The sequence below is a fragment of the Pseudomonas sp. PGPR40 genome (assembly GCF_022014505.1).
Taxonomy (GTDB): domain Bacteria; phylum Pseudomonadota; class Gammaproteobacteria; order Pseudomonadales; family Pseudomonadaceae; genus Aquipseudomonas.
This window is the reverse complement of sequence record NZ_JAKLSP010000001.1, coordinates 156,696-174,595: the sequence shown is the minus strand read 5'-3', so window position 1 is coordinate 174,595 and position 17,900 is coordinate 156,696. Positions and strand designations below refer to the sequence as shown.

The window sequence follows — 17,900 nt, the reverse complement described above, 5'->3', positions numbered from 1 at the left end:
GCATAAGCTCATGTGTTTACCAGCTGTAACGGGCGCCTACGTTGACACCCCAAGGTTGTTCGATTTTGTCGCCATTGCTGTAATCAAGATCCACATGCATCGAAACCTTGTCGGTCACGGCCAACGCTACACCTGCACCGAGCTCGCCACGGGAACCGGACAGATCGGTTTTAAAACCGATGTTGTTGACATCAACGTCAGAATTGTTGGCAAATTCGTGCACATAAGCAGCGCGCAGGTAAGGTTGTACCGTTTTGCCTTCGGCCCACTTGAAGTTGCGCCCGACAGTGGCGCCCACTTTGCCGAGCAAGGAGTGGGCACGATCGCCATCGGCAGACAGACCGTTGTCCAGGTCATAACTGGCGCCGTCGATGATCAGGCCGGACAGTTGTGCGTACGGTTCGACAAAGTAATCATCAGGCAGCTTGATATGCCGGCCGAACTCCAGCGACGCGCCCGCGCCATTATTGTTGTAGTCGCCCTTGGCTTTTTTCCCGTCGCTGAGTTGCACATCGGATTCGTTCTGGAACCGGTTGTACTTCACGACGCCGTCGAAGTAGTAACCGCTCTGCGCATCCAGCCATGTGGTGTAAGCCCCCAGATAGTAACTGTCGACTTCACCGGTGGTGCCACGACTCATGTCCAGGTCCGATTTGCTGTAACCGGCCAGCACACCGACCAGCCATTGCCCGTCACCCATCGGCAGCGGTGCATCGGCGCCGAAAGACAGGCCTTGCTGGGTTTGCTTGTAGGCAACGCCGGCGCTTTCGCTCACATCGAATTTATTGCCATAGGCACGAATCCAGCCTCCGGCCTTACCCTGGTCCATGCGCACTTCACCCATGCGTGTGCGCAGGGTACTGAGTTCGCCGTACCAGACAGTCGGCGCGGCGTTGAACAGTGCCAGCACCGATTGGGTGCCCGGGCTGATGACCCGGCTGGCGGCGTCCAGGACCCAGTCATTATTACCCTGCTTGATCAGGTCGTAAGAAAAAGCTCCCAGATTCACGGCGCCGCCCTCAAGGGCGAAGGTCGCGTCGCCCGAACCGATATGGACTACGGGCGTCGCGCCTGCGCCCACCGGCTCTGTGCCTTGGCTGTCGAGCGCAATCGTATGGTTGCCGCTGGCATTTCCCGTCACCGTCAGGGTGTCGACCTGGCCGTTGGTAAAATCGTTGTGCATGTGAAACGTACCGCCCTCGCCCGAGAGCGTGTCCACGGACAATTTGAAGTACTGCCCCGGATTGCCAAACTGGACAGCACCTCCGTTCAACGTCAGGTCCTGCACTTGGCCATCACCTACCATCACCCAGCGGGCATCGTTGTTGACTGCCAGATTCTGAACGTTTTCCAGGCGCCCGGTCAGGGTTGAGGAATGGTCGAGCAGGACGTCGGCACTGGCGCCATTTGACACGATGACGTCACCTATAAGATGGCTGTTGTCGACGTTGAAGTTGGCCGAAGCACCGTTGATGACCTCCAGCAGCGTACCGTTGCCGCCCTTCAGCGTGGAGCCATTGTTGACCTGAATATTGACCCGCTCGGCGTTGGTCTGAGTCTGACCATTAACAATGATGGCCGACCCGCTCTGGCCTTCGACATGGGTTCTGTCGAGAATCAACGCATTGTTCGCAGGCAAATTACCGGCGGCAAACAGATTGACACCATGGAGCCCGCCAACGATCCTGCTGTCGCTGGCAAGGACCTTGCCGCCGAAACTCTGGACACCGATGCCATCAGGGTTTGTAGCCGTGACTGTGGTACCGGATTCCAGGCTCAATTGCGATTGCGCGCTGAGGCTTGTGCCAAACTGACCACCGATGATCTCGCTGTCGCTGACCCGTGCAGTGGAGCCGCCGAGGGCGGTCGCTATCAGACGCAGCCCCGTACGATCGCTGACGATTCGACTTTTATTGGTGATGGTTGCAGCACTGTTGGACAACTCGACGCCGTTGCTTGTACCCGAGGCAGTTGCCTTCGTGTCGTTGAGCACCAGTTTGGAACCCGCCTGCGCCCGAATCTCGTCCGTGGTGGCGCCATTGGCTGTCAGACTGGAGCCGTCACGCACCAGCCAACTGTCAACCGTCGTCGTGTCATCAATCGTCTTTGAGCTGCCGTTTTCGATCGTCGACAGTGCCAGCGCACCCGGACTGATCAACAGCATCGGCGCCAGAGTGGCAAGTTTGAGCGTCCGGGCGAGCAGTGAAACTGAGAATGAGTGGCTGACGTGCATAGTGTCGCTCCTGAGTCTGTCGGCTATAGGTAGAAACACCACCTATTGGCACCTCACAGATCGTGTTTCTGAAAGGCTGGCGATCCTAATCAACTTCCTACGACAGATATGTAGGACTAATCCTAACGAGCACAGAAACTCTCCCAGATAACTGTATGACCCAGTTCATAGACCTTGCTTGAATCAAAAGTCGGCACGGACAGCAAACATCCGTGTCGACCCTGAAAATGTAACTAAGGCATAATCGGACACTGGTCACTCGGACTATGAAACGCGGTGCGTGTGACTAATGCTTCGGAGGGGACATTCTCCGTACCGTCATTGAAGAAATACTGAATCTTGGCGCGTCCCCTGCGATCGGGATTTTCGTCATAAAGCGGTTGGATATAGGTGCTGTAAGGCTCGACCAGAAAATCGAAGCCCGTCAGGGGCGCATCAGCGCTACCCAATACAAATTCCTTTTCGAACTTCACACCGGGAATTGGATCGTCAGGTTGGGTAAGGTCGCTGCCTTTCATGGGAATGAACTCGAAGCTGATGGTTTCTCCACTCTCTATCAACCCTGTCAGATCGGGTATCCGGACCTTCAGCGCCCCATCAGACTCCAGCGCCGAACAGCCCGGATAACCTGTTGGATTGGGGATTTTCGGGAAGCTGGCGGGTGGCAGCTCAACCGCTATCGCATTGACGTTAACCTCGGTGGTTGCCGAATGCTGATCGTTTTCCACGCCTGGACGATGGACCTGATAATGCACAGGCACCGTTTGACCGTTGCCCCCCATTTTGATGTTATCCCAGGGAATTACGACTTCGTGATCGTCGCCTGGGGTATGGCTTGCAGCGTCAAAGATGACTTGAGCACTGTCGACAATCTGCCCATTCCAGAAAAAATCGACGACATCGCCATCCTTTGCCTTGTCATACCAAGTGAAAATGAATTTAGCGTTTTCGTCTTTGTCGGCCCTTGTCAGCTCATTTGTTCGGGTGTCATCGTGGTTCTTGACTTCCCCCTCCCCCAAGTCTGGATGGACGGGATCCGGCCAATCAATGGGAGGCCAGGGGTTCCACGGAATGGGCACCTCGAAGTTGACCGGAAAGCTTTTGGTTTCAGGGCCAAAGGGACGCCCCTTGCGCAAGATTTGATAACTGACTGCCGTCGATTTGATGCCGGTGGTGGTTTCTCCATATTCTCTGAGCAAGAGCTCGGCAGGCAACACCGGAACCTCCATAGTGGGCATATTGAGAAAGTCGAGATCTGGTTGCACGTCAGTAGCACCCCATGTCACCCGAACCTTGTCGCCGGCCTTCCAGTTATCGTACTTATCGAGCCATACACTTACGCCGGCCCGAACATGCTCATTCACCAGCGGTCCGGGATCGGCTTGTGGAACTTTCGGCGGATGTAAATTAGCGGGAAGTGGCCCGAAGGTCAGGCCGACGGTTTTGTGGACCGACACTGCACTGGGGTTTTGTGCCTTATCAATCAACACATAAAGAAACACACATTCCGCATCGCCGAAATTACGGATTTTGACGGCAGAAATCTGCACCTGCGTATCGGTAATACCTGGGGAAGGAACATCGTTTAAGAACACTAACGTGGCGTCTGTTGGATCTTCCGGAATCGCTGCAGCATCCACTAGATAAATCGCGATTTTATCGCTGCTTACCCAATCCAAATAACCAGGAATCGTAACGCTCAAGTTACCACCGACAGGAAGATTGACATCATCCAGGTAATCAGCGGCGAGTTTCAATGCGTCGGGCGGAAGGTGCTTGCGGGGTGGCAGTCGATCACAAATGACCTGAGTCACCGATGATTCGGTCTCGAAGTCCGTGTAATCGGTGATGATGTACTTCAGCCTGCACGTCGCATCGTCCGGCAGATGATTGGCGTTGATAAGCATGGGGTAAGGAAATGATTCCGGAAAAGGTCCTCCACCGGCCGGGACCGTGAACACGTGTTCCGCCACCTCGTCCCAACGTCCTGATCCATTGTCAAGATAAAGTGTGACTCTGTCGCTGGCCCCCGGTGGGGGCCGATTTGGCCACGCAGGGATACGCGGCGTCAGCCCGTTGTTCTCCACAAGTCTGGGCCCATGGAGAAGACCGCTCGCTTTGTCGGCATAGTCCTCATCCTTGATTTCTATCACCATATCGGCAAGCTTCGCGCGATACTCCGAACGCATTTTCAGGTATGCGCTATTCGCTTCTTGTGGCGTTTGTATGTCCTGTTTGATCGACATGCTCTAACCCTCCTGTCACGTCATTTGAGCCATAGGCGAGGCTACGGCCACTCCGTCGGTCGACAGCAAGGGCACTGCGGGCAAGTCCAATAAATTTTTGCGCGCAGCTGGCCTGACTGACCTTGCGCGCATTAAGCACTCATCAAGCAAAACGCGATACTGTCAAAGTTGATAGGTAGCCCCACATTTTTTTGCCGTTGGAGGGGTGAAAACCTCAGGCCCGCCGCTCTTCGAGCAAGTCCGTCGCACACAGCGCAATGCGCCGGCACGCATCCGCCAGCTTCGGCCGGTCCACCACCAGACCGATGCGAATATGCCCCGCCGCACTCGGCCCGAACGCTTCACCGGCCAGCACCGAAACGCCATAATCTTCCAGCAACCGCTCGGCGAAATGCTGGGCGCTCAGTCCGGTCTGGCGCACATCGACCATCACGAACATCCCGCCATCGGGGCGAATCGCCCGCAGGCCGGGGCAATGTTTCAGACTGGCGCACACCAGGTCGCGGCGCTGACGATATTCCTCGCGCATCAGCGCCACTTCCGGCAAGTCCTTATCGAGCGCCACTTGCGCGGCTTTCTGGACGAAATCCGGAATCCCGAACAGCATGCACAACGTCAGGTGCATCACGTGTTCGGCCAACGGTTTCGGACCGATCATCCAGCCCACCCGCCAGCCGCTCATGGCATGGGATTTGGACAAACTGTTGAGGGTCGCGGTGCGCTCGGCCATGCCCGGCAGGCTGGCCGGGCTGATGTGCTCGCCCTCATACAACAGATCGCTGTAGACCTCGTCGCTGATCAGCCAGAGGTCATGCCGAACGCACAGCGCCGCCAACGCCTGCCAGCTATTCAATGACAGGCTGGCACCGGAGGGATTGTTCGGGCTGTTGAGCAAAATGACGCGGGTTTTTGCGGTAATCAGCGCCGCGACATCCGCCGGTTCAACCCGAAAGCCATTCTCCGGACGCACCGCCACCGGCACCACGCTGGCGCCACAGGCACCGAACACGCCTTCATAGGTCACGTACATCGGTTCGGCGACGATCACTTCGTCGCCCGGATCGAGCAGGCATTGCGCAACCGAGTACACCGCGCACTGCGCGCCGGGCAGCACGATCACATGGTCGGCGTCCACCTCCTGACCGCTGCGCCGCTGATGACGGCTGGCGATGCTGCTGCGCAATGTGCGGGTGCCGCGTACATCCGAGTAATGGGTGTCGCCGGCCAGCAGGCTATCGATGGCGGCGTGAATGATCGGCAGCGGCGTGTCGAAATCCGGATCGCCGATCGACAGCAACAGCACGTCGACGCCCTGCTCGCGCAATTCCAGCGCTCGATCGTGAATCTTCCAGGCTGCCGCTCCGTCACCGGCGATTCGTTGGGTCAAGGCTGAGTAGCGCATGTACTTCTCCTAACGCGCGAGTTCCAGTTTCAACCCTATCTCAAATCACGAAACGCGCCACCATCGCGTTCAAATCAACCGCCAATCTCGACAGTTCGTGGGTGGCGGTGCTGGTCTGGTTGGCACCGGCGGCGGACTGGGTGGCCAGGTCGCGGATGTTCACCAGGTTGCGGTCGACTTCACGGGACACTTGAGCCTGTTCTTCCGAGGCGCTGGCGATTACCAGATTACGTTCGTTGATCAGTAGGATCGATTGGGTGATCTGCTCCAGGGCGATACCGGCAGCACGGGCCATTTCCAGGGTGCTTTGGGTGCGCTGATTGCTCTGTTGCATCGACGACACCGCTTCACCGGTGCCGTTCTGAATGCCAGCGACCATTTTCTCGATTTCCTGAGTCGATTGCGCGGTGCGATGCGCCAGCGCCCGGACTTCGTCCGCCACCACCGCAAAGCCACGTCCGGCCTCCCCGGCACGGGCCGCTTCGATCGCGGCGTTGAGGGCTAGCAGATTGGTCTGCTCGGCAATGGCGCGGATCACGTCCAGCACTTTGCCGATATCGCGGCCCTGAGCGGCCAGGCCCTCGATCATCAACGCGGTGTTTTGCACGTCGTGGGTCATGGTCTGGATCGCGTCGACGGTTTCCACCACCCGGTCACGCCCTTCGCGGGCGGCTTGGGTCGACTGGTTCGAGGCTTCGGACGTCGACACCGCGTTGCGCGCCACTTCTTCCACGGCGGCAGTCATTTCGTTGACGGCGGTGGCGGCCTGTTCGATTTCGTTGTTTTGCTGTTGCAAGCCGCGGGATGCTTCTTGGGTCACGGTGCTGAGTTCTTCCGTGGCCGCGCCCAGTTGCGTCGCGGAGCCGGCGATCTGTTCGATGGTTTTGCGCAGGTTGGCCTGCATGGCGGACAAGGCGCCGAGCAAACGGGCCGGTTCATCGTTGCCGTCGACTTCGATGACCCTGCTAAGATTGCCGCCGGCAATGGTTTCGGCCGCGAGTACCGCACGGTTCAGCGGCGTGAGGATGCTGCGGGTCAGCAGCCAGGCCAGCAGCACGGTCAGCAGCGAAGCGATCACCGCCACCGTCACGATGCCGATATAGGCTTCGCTGTAATGCTCGCCCGCTTTGGCCGACGCGGCTTTGGCGTCGGCGGCGTTGAGCGCCACCAGTTTGTTCAGTTGCTCGCCCATCTGATCCGTGCCTTCCTTGATCCGTGTGTTGATCAGGGTGCGCATCTCATCGAGTTTGTTCTGTCGCGACAGCTCCAGCATCTGGCTCTGGGCCTGCATGTAGTTGTCGAGGGTTGTCACGAAAGTTTTGTACAGCGCGGCTTCTTCAGGGCCGGCCGGCAAGGCGGCATAACCGGCTTGGGCGCTGCGTACCTTGTCGACGAGGACGCCAATGCGGGTCTGCGCTTCCTGTAGCGCCGCCGGGTCACGGTTGACCAGGACGCGGAACGAGAGAATCCGCAGCCGCAGGACGTTTTCCGTCACGTTGCCGAGAAACCCGATGCTGGGTAACTGCGTTGCTTCCATGTCAACCGAGGCTTGGCGGATGATCGTCATGCGGTTCACGGCAAACACACCCAGCACGATCACCAGCAAGGCAATGAAGGCGAAACCCAGGAAAGCTCGAGGCGCGATGTTCAGATTACGCAGTGACATAGGATGATCTCGGTAATTGAGGCGGCGAGCATCCTTGCGGTGATCACTGTCAAGCGCGGCGATGGCGCGCACCTTTCAGCTTGGCGCCACTGTTGTAATGGGTTTGTGTGCGCCTATACGTTGTATCGGCCGGGGTTGAGGTTTTTTGCAGGGGTTGGGGAAATATTTTTTCAGATCAACCCGTAGGAGCGGGCTTGCCCGCGAAAGCGGTGGCACGGTCAACATTGATGGTGCCTGACCCACCGCTTTCGCGGGCAAGCCCGCTCCTACAGGGTCAGGCCTTGCGGGCCGCCATCCGCCACACTCGCGCGATATCACGGGCGCGCTCGCACAACAAACGCGGCGCTTCGGCGCAGGCCTGCTCCAATGTCATCGGTCCGCTGGCCAAGGCAAAAGCCGCATCGATGCCGTGCTCATACAGCGCCTGATAGCCCTCGCCCAAGGTGCCAGCGATGACGATGACCGGCACGCCGTGCTGGCGTGCAATGCGCGCCACGCCAAACGGGGTTTTGCCACGTAACGTCTGCGCATCGAAACGACCTTCGCCAGTGATCACCAGATCGGCTCCCTTGAGCGCCTCGGCCAGTCCCACCAGTTCGGCGACCACGTCCACCCCGGCCAGGAACTGCGCGCCGAAAAACGCCTTGGCCGCGAACCCCAACCCCCCCGCCGCCCCGCTGCCCGGTTCGTCGCGCACGTCTTTGTCCAGTGCTTGCGCGCAGTGTTCGGCAAAGTGCCGGAGGGCGTGATCCAGTTGCTGCACTTGCTCGGGCGACGCCCCTTTCTGCGGGCCGAAAATCGCAGACGCGCCATGAGGGCCGCACAGCGGGTTATTGACGTCGGCGGCGATGTCGAAGCGCACTTCGGCCAGACGCGGATCGATACTGCCCAGATCGAGACGGGACAGTTGCGTAAGGGCCAGACCGCCCGGAGCCAGGGGTTGGTCCTGAGCATCCAGCAACTTCACACCCAAGGCCTGCATCGCCCCCGCACCGCCGTCGTTGGTGGCGCTGCCGCCAATCGCCAGGATCACCCGTTGCGCACCGGCATCGAGCGCGGCGCGGATCAATTCACCGGTGCCGAAGGTGCTGCTGATGCACGCATCGCGCAGGTTCGGCGGGACCAATTGCAGGCCACTGGCCTCGGCCATCTCGATGATTGCAGTGTGGCTCTGTGGCAACCAGCCCCACGCGGCATCGACCGTGGCGCCCAACGGCCCGCGAACGCGGGTACGGCGCAATTCGCCGTCGCATGCGGCCAGAATCGACTCGACCGTGCCTTCCCCGCCGTCAGCCATCGGGCACTTGAGCAAGTGTGCGTCCGGCCAGACTTCGGCCAGTCCGAGCGCGATGGCATCCGCCACGCCTTGGGCGCTGAGGCTGTCCTTGAACGAGTCGGGGGCGATGACGATTTTCATGCGAATTCTCCGTTTGTTATGGAGACCATGCTGCCAGCAGGCTCAAGCAATAACGCCGGTCCGCTGCACAAGCGGCACTGACGATTATTGTTCATTTCCACAAAACCCAGGATTGATAGCGATTGGGATGGCCTCTTCGCGGGCAAGCCTCGCTCCTACAGTGGGTGCGGCGCTCTTGTGGGAGCGAGGCTTGCCCGCGAAGGCGTCCTTACAATCACCACCTCTCTAATCGGTTTGCGGCAGAAGCTGAACACCCAGATACAGCGCCAACATCCCATCCAACCGCAACGGATCAACCCCACTCAACTCGGCAATCCGTTCCATGCGATAACGCAAACTGTTGCGATGAATCCCCAACGACTCGGCGCACGCCTGACTCTGGCCATCGTGTTCGCACCAACTACGCAGGGTCGCCAGCAGCTGGCCGTTGCCATCCTTGGCGATGACTTTGCGCAACGGCCGCAGCAGTTCATCCAGCGCATCATCGTTGCGGTGCCGCCAGAGCATCACCGGCAGCCGATAACGGTTCAGCGTCAGCAAACGCGAATGCGGCAACACATCACGCCCGTAGGCCAGCAAATCACCGACCCGGCGATAGCAGCGGCGCAGCCCCGACAATCCATCGGCCTGCCCGCCCACGGCAATGCGCAAAATATTCCAGCCGAGTCCATCGAGTTTCTCCAGCAGCCGCTCGTTTTCGATCGCAGGCGTCGCCGGTCGGCACCACAGCAACGAAGACTTGGCCGAGCTCACGCACCAACTGTCCGGATAACGCGACATCAACCAGGCGCTGAGCGCTTCGACGGTCTGGCCCGGGCCGTGTTCCATGCCCAACTCGAACAGATACGGCACCCGCGTCAATTGCGGTTTCAGTCCCAGTTGCTGCGCTTCATCCAGTAACCGCGGCGAATCCCCCGCCTCGCTGAGCAGCAGCGCCAGCAGATCATCGCAACGCTGGCGCCGCCATTGCTGCTCGGCCTGTTGATTGCGCTGGCCCACCAGCATCTCGGCGGTCATGCGCACCAGCTCGGCGTAGGTGCGCAATTGTTCAGGCTCACCGGTGATGCCCAACACCCCAATCAAACGCTGATCGAGCAACAGCGGCAGATTAATGCCCGGTTGCACGCCTTTGAGGTGAATCGCGGTTTGCGCGTCGATCTCGACCACGCGCCCGTTGGCCAGCACCAACTGCGCGCCTTCGTGGCGGGTGTTGATGCGCTCCGGTTCGCCGCTGCCGAGAATCAACCCCTGGCTGTCCATGACATTGACGTTGTACGGCAGGATGGCCATCGCCCGGTCGACGATGTCCTGGGCCAGGTCGTGATCGAGTTCGAACATAGCGCGGTTCCTTGAAAACGTGATGGAACGGGTTGTTCACCCGCACAGGCCTTGGTCGCAAACCCTGTGCTCAGGCACAAAGACAACCACCCAAGGGGTGGCCGAGACTCACTGGGCGATCAACGTTACCCTTGCGTCGCAAAAAAATCATAATAAAGAGAGAGCCCGCCATGTCACAGAGCGCCACAGCTACCCTGGCCACCGCTGACGACAAAAACGCCGTCTACAAACGCATTACTCTGCGTTTGATCCCCTTCATTTTCATCTGCTACCTGTTCAACTACCTCGACCGGGTGAACGTCGGGTTTGCCAAACTGCAGATGCTCGACGCATTGAAATTCAGCGAAACCGTGTACGGCCTCGGTGCCGGGATTTTCTTCATCGGCTACGTCTTGTGTGGCGTACCGAGCAACCTGGCCCTGACCCAATTCGGCCCGCGACGCTGGATCGCGCTGATGATGATCACCTGGGGCACGCTGTCGACCTGCCTGTTGTTCGTCACCACGCCGACCGAGTTCTACACATTGCGGCTGTTTACCGGTGCCGCCGAAGCAGGATTCTTTCCTGGTGTGGTTCTTTACCTCTCGCAGTGGTTCCCGACGTTTCGCCGTGGCCGCATCATGGCGCTGTTCATGTCGGCGATCCCGGTGTCCGGATTGCTCGGCAGCCCGTTTTCTGGCTGGATTCTCACTCACTTTGCCGCAGGCCAGGGCGGTCTCGCCGGCTGGCAATGGATGTTTCTGCTGCAAGGGATTCCGACCGTTATTCTTGGTGCCCTCGCCTACTTTTTGCTCAGCGACAATTACGCTAACGCGAAGTGGCTGACCCCTTACGAGCGTTCGGTACTTGAGGCCGATCACGCAGAAGACCTGGCCAGCAAACCTAGAACCACCACCGACTCCCTGCGGGCAGTGTTCAAGAACCCGGCGATCTGGGCCTTCGACCTGATTTATTTCTGCATTCAGAGCGGTGTCTACGCGATCAACTTCTGGCTGCCGTCGATCATCAAGAACCTGGGTTTCAGCGACAACCTGGTGATTGGTTGGCTCAGTGCGATTCCGTACCTGCTGGCGGCGGTGTTCATGTTGATGGTCGGTCGCTCGGCGGACCTGCGCAAAGAACGCCGCTGGCATTTGGTGGTGCCGATGCTGATGGGTGCGGCAGGTCTGTTGATCGCGGTGAACTTCGCCGCCAACCCGGCCATTGCCATCCTCGGCCTGACCATCGCCACCATGGGCGCCCTCATCGGCCTGCCGATGTTCTGGCCGGTGCCGACCGCCATGCTCAGCGCTGGCGCGGCCGCCGGCGGACTGGCGTTGATCAACTCCATGGGGCAGATGGCGGGTTTCCTTAGCCCGTACCTGGTGGGTTGGGTCAAGGACAGCACTGGATCGACCGATGCGGCGCTGTATCTGCTGGCGGGTGTGATTGTTTGTGGGAGTTTGCTGGCGTTGCGCATGACGCGGACGTTGCGGGTTTAACAGGGCTAGATGGATCGTACTGATCGTTCCCACGCTCTGCGTGGGAATGCCTCAAGGGACGCTCCGCGTTCCAGCTCTCGAAAGGGACGCGGAGCGTCCCGGGCTGCATTCCCACGCAGAGCGTGGGAACGATCACAGATAAACATTTTGCTGGGTTTGCGAGCAGGTTCTTTGGGTGGCTTGAGGTAATGATCGAGGGCGCGCTCCAACAGGAGTATTGAACTGATATTCAGATTGCTCCCGACTGCCGTTCTGGTATTTGATTAGGGCTTTCTGACCGGTAAAAGGATTTCGTCATGAGCTATCGCACGCTGGGTCATTCGGGTTTACAGGTGTCGACCCTTACATTGGGCACCATGATGTTCGGCGAACAGACCAGCACCGAAGATTCCCTGCGCATCATCGACAAGGCCTGGGATCAGGGCATCAACTTCATCGACACCGCGGACGTGTACACCAACGGCCGTTCCGAAGAGATCGTCGGCGAAGCGATTGCCGGCAACCGTCACGAATGGGTACTCGCCACCAAAGTCGGTTTCGGCCCGGTGGACGGTGTGCCGAACCGCAGCGGCCTGAGCCGCAAGCACCTGTTCAACGGGATCGAAGCCAGCCTGACGCGGTTGGGTACCGATTATCTGGACATCTATTACCTGCACCGCGAAGACCACAGCACGCCACTGGAAGTCACGGTATCGGCCATTGGCGATTTGATCCGCCAAGGCAAGATCCGCTATTGGGGCCTGTCGAACTACCGTGGCTGGCGCATCGCCGAAGTGATTCGTGTGGCCGACAAACTCGGTGTCGACAGGCCGATCATCAGCCAGCCGCTCTACAACATCGTGAACCGTCAGGCGGAAACCGAGCAGATCACTGCCGCGCAGAACTATGGCTTGGGCGTGGTGCCTTACAGTCCGCTGGCGCGTGGCGTGCTCAGCGGCAAGTACGCCCCGGACGTGACACCGGACGCCAACAGCCGCGCAGGCCGTCAGGACAAACGCATTCTGGAAACCGAATGGCGGGTTGAATCGCTGCGCATTGCCCAGCAGATTCAGCAATACACTCAGGACCGTGGCGTAGGCATCGTCGAGTTCGCGATTGCCTGGGTGCTGAACAATGGCGCTGTGACTTCGGCCATCGTCGGGCCGCGCACCGAAGAGCAGTGGGATGCGTATACCAAGGCGCAGACGGTGAAGATCACGGCGGAGGATGAAGCTTTTATCGATTCGCTGGTGACACCGGGGCATGCGTCGACACCGGGGTTCAATGATGTGAGCCATTTTGTACCGGGACGTAAACCGCGTACGGCTTGAGATCAATCGCGGGCAAGCCCAATACCAGTCAGTTAAGCGAAATTCCTGTAGGAGCGAGCTTGCTCGCGAAGACGGCAGTACAGTCAACATTGATGTCGCCACATATACCGCTTTCGCGAGCAAGCTCGCTCCTACAGAGTTCCTTGTCTTAATTGACTGGCATTGGGGCAAGCCCGCTTCCCCAGGTTTTGTGCCGTTCTGCCGACTGTTCTTTGGCCCAAATCTTGTGGGCTGGCTTGCCTGCGATAGCGATCCAACATTCACCACAATGTTGGAGATATTGATCACACGGCCAATATCCAGCACAAAAACCACGTATCCTGCGCGGTCCGTTTGACCATCAAACCGTGAGGGCAGTTTGTCTAAAGGTATCGCTCTATCGGTCACAGCCTCGGTGCTGTTTGCCGTCATGTATTACTACACCTCGTTGCTCTCACCCTTGAGCGGCGTGGAGATTTTCGGTTGGCGGATGCTGCTGACCGCGCCATGCATGACTGTGTTCATGGTGGTGTCCAGTGAGTGGAAGCGCGTGGCCGAGATTGTTCGGCGGCTGGCTGGCAAGCCGAAGCTGATTGTCGGGCTGATTGGCTCGGCAGTGCTGCTTGGCCTGCAACTCTGGTTGTTCATGTGGGCACCGCTCAACGGTTATAGCCTCGACGTGTCGCTGGGGTATTTCCTGCTGCCGCTGTCCATGGTCCTGACCGGACGAATCGTCTATGGCGAGCGTCTTTCCTACCTGCAAAAAATGGCCGTGTTCTTCGCCAGCCTCGGCGTGCTCAACGAGTTGTATCAGGTCGGCGGTTTTTCCTGGGCGACCTTGCTGGTGGTGGTCGGCTATCCGATCTATTTCATCCTGCGCAAGCGTCTGGCCACGGACAACCTTGGCGGGCTCTGGCTGGACATGGCGTTGATGCTGCCGGTGGCGTTCTGGTTCGTGCAGGGCGGTGAGCAGGGTTTTGGCCTCTTCGATCAGTACCCGGCATTGTCCTGGCTGATTCCGCTGCTCGGCGTGATCAGCGCTTCGGCGCTGGTGGTGTACATCATTGCCAGTCGTTTGTTGCCGTTCAGCCTGTTCGGGTTGTTGAGTTACGTCGAACCGGTACTGTTGCTCGGCGTTGCGCTGCTGTTGGGGGAAAGCATCAAGGCCGGCGAATGGCTAACCTATATTCCGATCTGGTTGGCGGTACTGGTGTTGGTGTTTGAAGGGTTCAAGCATCTGGTCCGGCAACGACGCCGGCCGATGTAATGGCCTATGTAATGGCCTATGTAATGGCCTATGTAATGGCCAAATGGCCTATGTAATGTAGGAGCGAGGCTTGCCCGCGAAGCTTTTAGCGCCTTCAAAGTCCCCTTCGCGGGCAAGCCTCGCTCCTACAATGGTTTTGCGTGATCCGAAATGGTTTTGCGTGATCCGAAAATGGTTTTGCATAATCCAAAAATGGTTTTGCGTGATCCAAAAAAAAGCCCGGTCAACATTGCTGCTGACCGGGCTTTTTTCACGCCTGAAACGGGTTAATCAGTGGAGAGCACACCACGACGAACCTGATCACGCTCGATGGATTCGAACAGCGCCTTGAAGTTGCCTTCGCCGAAACCATCGTCGCCTTTACGCTGGATGAATTCGAAGAACACCGGGCCCATCAGGGTTTCCGAGAAGATCTGCAACAGCAGACGCTTGTCACCCGCTTCGGACGAGCCGTCCAGCAAAATGCCCCGCGCTTGCAATTCGTTGACCGGCTCGCCGTGGTTCGGCAAACGGCCTTCGAGCATTTCGTAGTAAGTGTCCGGCGGCGGCGTCATGAAGCGCATGCCGATGCTTTTCAAGTGATCCCAGGTCTTGATCAGGTCATCGCTGAGGAAGGCCACGTGCTGGATGCCCTCGCCGTTGAACTGCATCAGGAACTCTTCGATCTGCCCGGCGCCCTTGGACGACTCTTCGTTCAGCGGGATGCGGATCATGCCGTCCGGCGCGGTCATGGCCTTGGAAGTCAGGCCGGTATATTCGCCCTTGATGTCGAAATAGCGGATTTCACGGAAGTTGAACAACTTCTCGTAGAAGTTGGCCCAGTAAGCCATGCGACCGCGATACACGTTGTGGGTCAGGTGATCGATGATCTTCAGGCCAGCCCCGACCGGGTTGCGATCAACGCCTTCGATGAACACGAAGTCGATGTCGTAGATCGAACTGCCTTCGCCAAAACGGTCGATCAGGTACAGCGGCGCGCCGCCGATGCCTTTGATCGCCGGCAGGTGCAGTTCCATCGGACCGGTTTCGATGTGGATCGGTTGAGCGCCGAGTTCCAGGGCACGCTTGTAGGCCTTTTGCGAATCCTTGACGCGGAACGCCATGCCGCATACCGACGGACCGTGCTCGGCCGCAAAGTACGACGCCACGCTGTTGGGTTCGTTGTTGAGGATCAGGTTGATTGCGCCCTGACGATACAGGTGCACGTCTTTGGAGCGATGGGTCGCGACCTTGGTGAAGCCCATGATCTTGAAGATCGGCTCGAGGGTGTTAGGGGTCGGCGATGCGAATTCGATGAACTCAAAGCCCATCAGGCCCATTGGGTTTTCGTATAAATCTGCCATTTTGGCGCCTCATCATTTCTTATCAATTAACGAATGTTAGTTGCTAGCAATGCTGAGACCGGCGGGTGGCGCGCAGGAGATGCCCCGCACGCTGCGGGCGAGGAAGTCACCGTAGATCAATTGAAACCCAAATATCTTCATTGTCGACCCAAGGCTCTTGCGGGCGAGGCTTCTGCTGCCAGAAGACGATTATTCTTATATGCGTAACCGGATTCTACACAGCGTAAATCAGTTGTCCATCCTTCTTATAAAATCCCCCTTTTCGCAGCCTGTGCAAGCGGTTTGTTGCACAGAAAAATCCCCAGCAGGATCAGCCCACCGCCCAGACACATCACCAGCGTCAATTGCTCGCCCAGCAACAACGCGCCAAACAGAACGGCGGTCAGCGGGTTCAGGGCGATGAACACACCCGAACGCGTCGCACCGATTTTGCGGATACCGTCGTAATAACCAATATAGGCCAATGCCGACCCCAGCACGCCCAGGTACATCAGACTCAACCATTGTTGCGTACCGAGTTCGGCGAGCGCCGCAACACTCAGCTCACCCCGCACGGCACTGGTCACCCAGAGCATCAGCGTGCCCAACAAAATCGAGTACGTCACCGTCTGCACTGGCCCCAGCGTCTGATTCAGGCCTTTGGAAAACAGCGAATAAATGCCCCAGCCGAGCACGCAACCGAAGATCAACAGATCGCCGATCCAGGCATCAGTACCACCGGCCAGCAATTGCGGATTGCGACTGACGATCACCATACCGGCGCCGGCAATGCAGATAGCGATACCGGCCACTTTCGCCCCACTCAGTCGCTCCTTGAACAGCAGCCACGATGCCAGGCCGATCACCGCCGGATTAAGCGCCACGATCAACGACGCCCGTGACGCGTTGATGTAATGCAGCCCGTAAAAGAAGCACAGGTTGTAGAAGAAAATCCCAAAAAAACCCAGCAGCGTCAGTTGCAGCCATTGCCGGGGGCTGGGACGCACCAAAGGCACCCGCGCCAGCAATAGAAACAGCAACAACGCCACACTCGCCAGCAAGAACCGCAGGCTCGCGGCCAATAACGGACTGAGGCTGTCGGCCAGAAATCGCCCGGCAACGAACGTTCCGCCCCAGATCATGGTGACCGCTGCCAGTTTCAGATAGACCGGTACATCTGAGGAATTCGCCAGGGTTTGTTCACACGCAGTCATAAGTCTCCACCATCAGAAATCGGGCACATGGCGTATCATTCGACTAATGCCCGATCATCGTAAAATGAGTAAACACTCATGACCCTGACTCAACTCGAGATTTTCTCGCTGGTAGCCGAACTGCGCGGCTTCACGGCGGCAGCCCATCGTCTGGAGATTTCCCAATCCGCGGTGTCTCACGCGCTCAAGTCGCTGGAACAGGAATTGGGCGTCGAACTGCTGCGCCGGCATCAGTCCCAGGTCGAGCTGAGTGACATCGGCCAGCAACTCTTACTGCGCGCGCGGGCGATGCTCGGGCTGGCCAACACGTTGCGCCAGGAAGCGGCCGATGCTCGCGGGATGAAACTTGGCACCCTGCGCATCGGCTCATTCGGCCCGACTTCATCGATCAAACTGCTGCCGAGGATCCTGCCGCATTACCGCGCCGCACACCCGGGCATCGAGGTTCATATCGACGAAGGTCCGGATCGCCAGGTAATCCAGTGGCTGGAAGAACGACGTATCGATATCGGCTTTGTGGTGTTGCCCCAGGAACGTTTCGACACTTTCAGGCTGATCGAAGACCAGATGGTCGCACTGCTGCCTGCCGATCATGCGCTGGCCGGTCGCGACAATTTGAGTTTGAGCGATTTGTGCCACGACCCTTTTGTGCTGACCGAAGCCGGGTCTTCGGAACTGGTGTCGCGCTTATTCAATGCGGCGCGATTGACGCCGAACATTCGTTATCGTTGCTCGCAGTTGCTCAGCACTTTGGACACCGTCGGTCGTGGTGATGCACTGACCGTTGTCGCCGAAAGCTCATTGCCTGACGACAACGACAACCGCTACGTGAAAAAACCGCTGGCACCATCGGTCAGCCGCCAGGTGGGTCTGGCAGTGCTCGATCAGCGTCAGTCATCACCTGCGACACTGGCCTTTATCAAACTGGCTTCGAGCCTGAATGATCATTGAACAGCACAAGTGCTGTCGACCAACTATCATGGCTGAACTCTTCTGGGAAGCGTGTCGCCTTGCCAGCCTTTAAG

Annotated in this window: 12 protein-coding genes; 4 read left to right on the top strand and 8 right to left on the bottom strand. The window is 58.4% G+C overall.

Annotation, left to right across the window (positions count from 1 at the left end; genetic code table 11):
• Positions 1 to 16: 16 nt before the first annotated feature.
• The 6 genes from MEB48_RS00745 to MEB48_RS00720 all read right to left on the bottom strand — a co-directional run bounded on the left by MEB48_RS00745 (position 17) and on the right by MEB48_RS00720 (position 10,302).
• On the bottom strand, positions 17 to 2,233 hold the full coding sequence (locus MEB48_RS00745) for an autotransporter outer membrane beta-barrel domain-containing protein (protein WP_237880943.1): 2,217 nt from the start codon (positions 2,231 to 2,233) through the stop codon (positions 17 to 19).
• Between the two features lie 233 nt (positions 2,234 to 2,466).
• Positions 2,467 to 4,479 (bottom strand): hypothetical protein, encoded by a 2,013-nt coding sequence (locus tag MEB48_RS00740; RefSeq protein WP_237880941.1) that lies wholly within the window; start codon positions 4,477 to 4,479, stop codon positions 2,467 to 2,469.
• Between the two features lie 214 nt (positions 4,480 to 4,693).
• Positions 4,694 to 5,881, bottom strand: coding sequence for a pyridoxal phosphate-dependent aminotransferase (locus tag MEB48_RS00735; protein WP_237880939.1), 1,188 nt, complete (start codon positions 5,879 to 5,881; stop codon positions 4,694 to 4,696).
• 40 nt (positions 5,882 to 5,921) lie between these two features.
• Positions 5,922 to 7,547, bottom strand: a complete 1,626-nt coding sequence (locus MEB48_RS00730) for a methyl-accepting chemotaxis protein (protein WP_237880937.1) — start codon at positions 7,545 to 7,547, stop codon at positions 5,922 to 5,924.
• 274 nt (positions 7,548 to 7,821) lie between these two features.
• On the bottom strand, positions 7,822 to 8,964 hold the full coding sequence (locus MEB48_RS00725) for a glycerate kinase (protein WP_237880935.1): 1,143 nt from the start codon (positions 8,962 to 8,964) through the stop codon (positions 7,822 to 7,824).
• 225 nt (positions 8,965 to 9,189) lie between these two features.
• Complete coding sequence (locus tag MEB48_RS00720) at positions 9,190 to 10,302, bottom strand: sugar diacid recognition domain-containing protein (RefSeq protein WP_237880933.1); 1,113 nt, start codon at positions 10,300 to 10,302, stop codon at positions 9,190 to 9,192.
• 170 nt (positions 10,303 to 10,472) lie between these two features.
• Between MEB48_RS00720 and MEB48_RS00715 the strand changes: the two genes are divergently transcribed.
• From MEB48_RS00715 to rarD, 3 genes are all read left to right on the top strand, one after another.
• Positions 10,473 to 11,783, top strand: a complete 1,311-nt coding sequence (locus MEB48_RS00715) for an MFS transporter (RefSeq protein WP_237880932.1) — start codon at positions 10,473 to 10,475, stop codon at positions 11,781 to 11,783.
• A gap of 296 nt (positions 11,784 to 12,079) precedes the next feature.
• The gene (locus tag MEB48_RS00710; protein WP_237880930.1) at positions 12,080 to 13,093 is read left to right on the top strand and encodes an aldo/keto reductase; all 1,014 of its coding nucleotides are present in this window, start codon (positions 12,080 to 12,082) and stop codon (positions 13,091 to 13,093) included.
• 358 nt (positions 13,094 to 13,451) lie between these two features.
• On the top strand, positions 13,452 to 14,339 hold the full coding sequence (gene rarD / locus MEB48_RS00705) for an EamA family transporter RarD (RefSeq protein ID WP_237880928.1): 888 nt from the start codon (positions 13,452 to 13,454) through the stop codon (positions 14,337 to 14,339).
• A 266-nt stretch (positions 14,340 to 14,605) separates the two neighbouring features.
• Here rarD and hppD read toward each other — a convergent pair whose 3' ends face one another.
• Together hppD and MEB48_RS00695 are read right to left on the bottom strand one after the other, a co-directional pair.
• Positions 14,606 to 15,682 (bottom strand): 4-hydroxyphenylpyruvate dioxygenase, encoded by a 1,077-nt coding sequence (gene hppD, locus MEB48_RS00700; protein WP_237880927.1) that lies wholly within the window; start codon positions 15,680 to 15,682, stop codon positions 14,606 to 14,608.
• 245 nt (positions 15,683 to 15,927) lie between these two features.
• On the bottom strand, positions 15,928 to 16,875 hold the full coding sequence (locus MEB48_RS00695) for a DMT family transporter (protein ID WP_237880925.1): 948 nt from the start codon (positions 16,873 to 16,875) through the stop codon (positions 15,928 to 15,930).
• Between the two features lie 78 nt (positions 16,876 to 16,953).
• Here MEB48_RS00695 and MEB48_RS00690 point away from each other — a divergent pair, with 78 nt between their 5' ends.
• Positions 16,954 to 17,826: a LysR family transcriptional regulator gene (locus MEB48_RS00690; protein ID WP_237880923.1), complete on the top strand. Its 873-nt coding sequence runs from the start codon at positions 16,954 to 16,956 to the stop codon at positions 17,824 to 17,826.
• Positions 17,827 to 17,900: the final 74 nt, after the last annotated feature.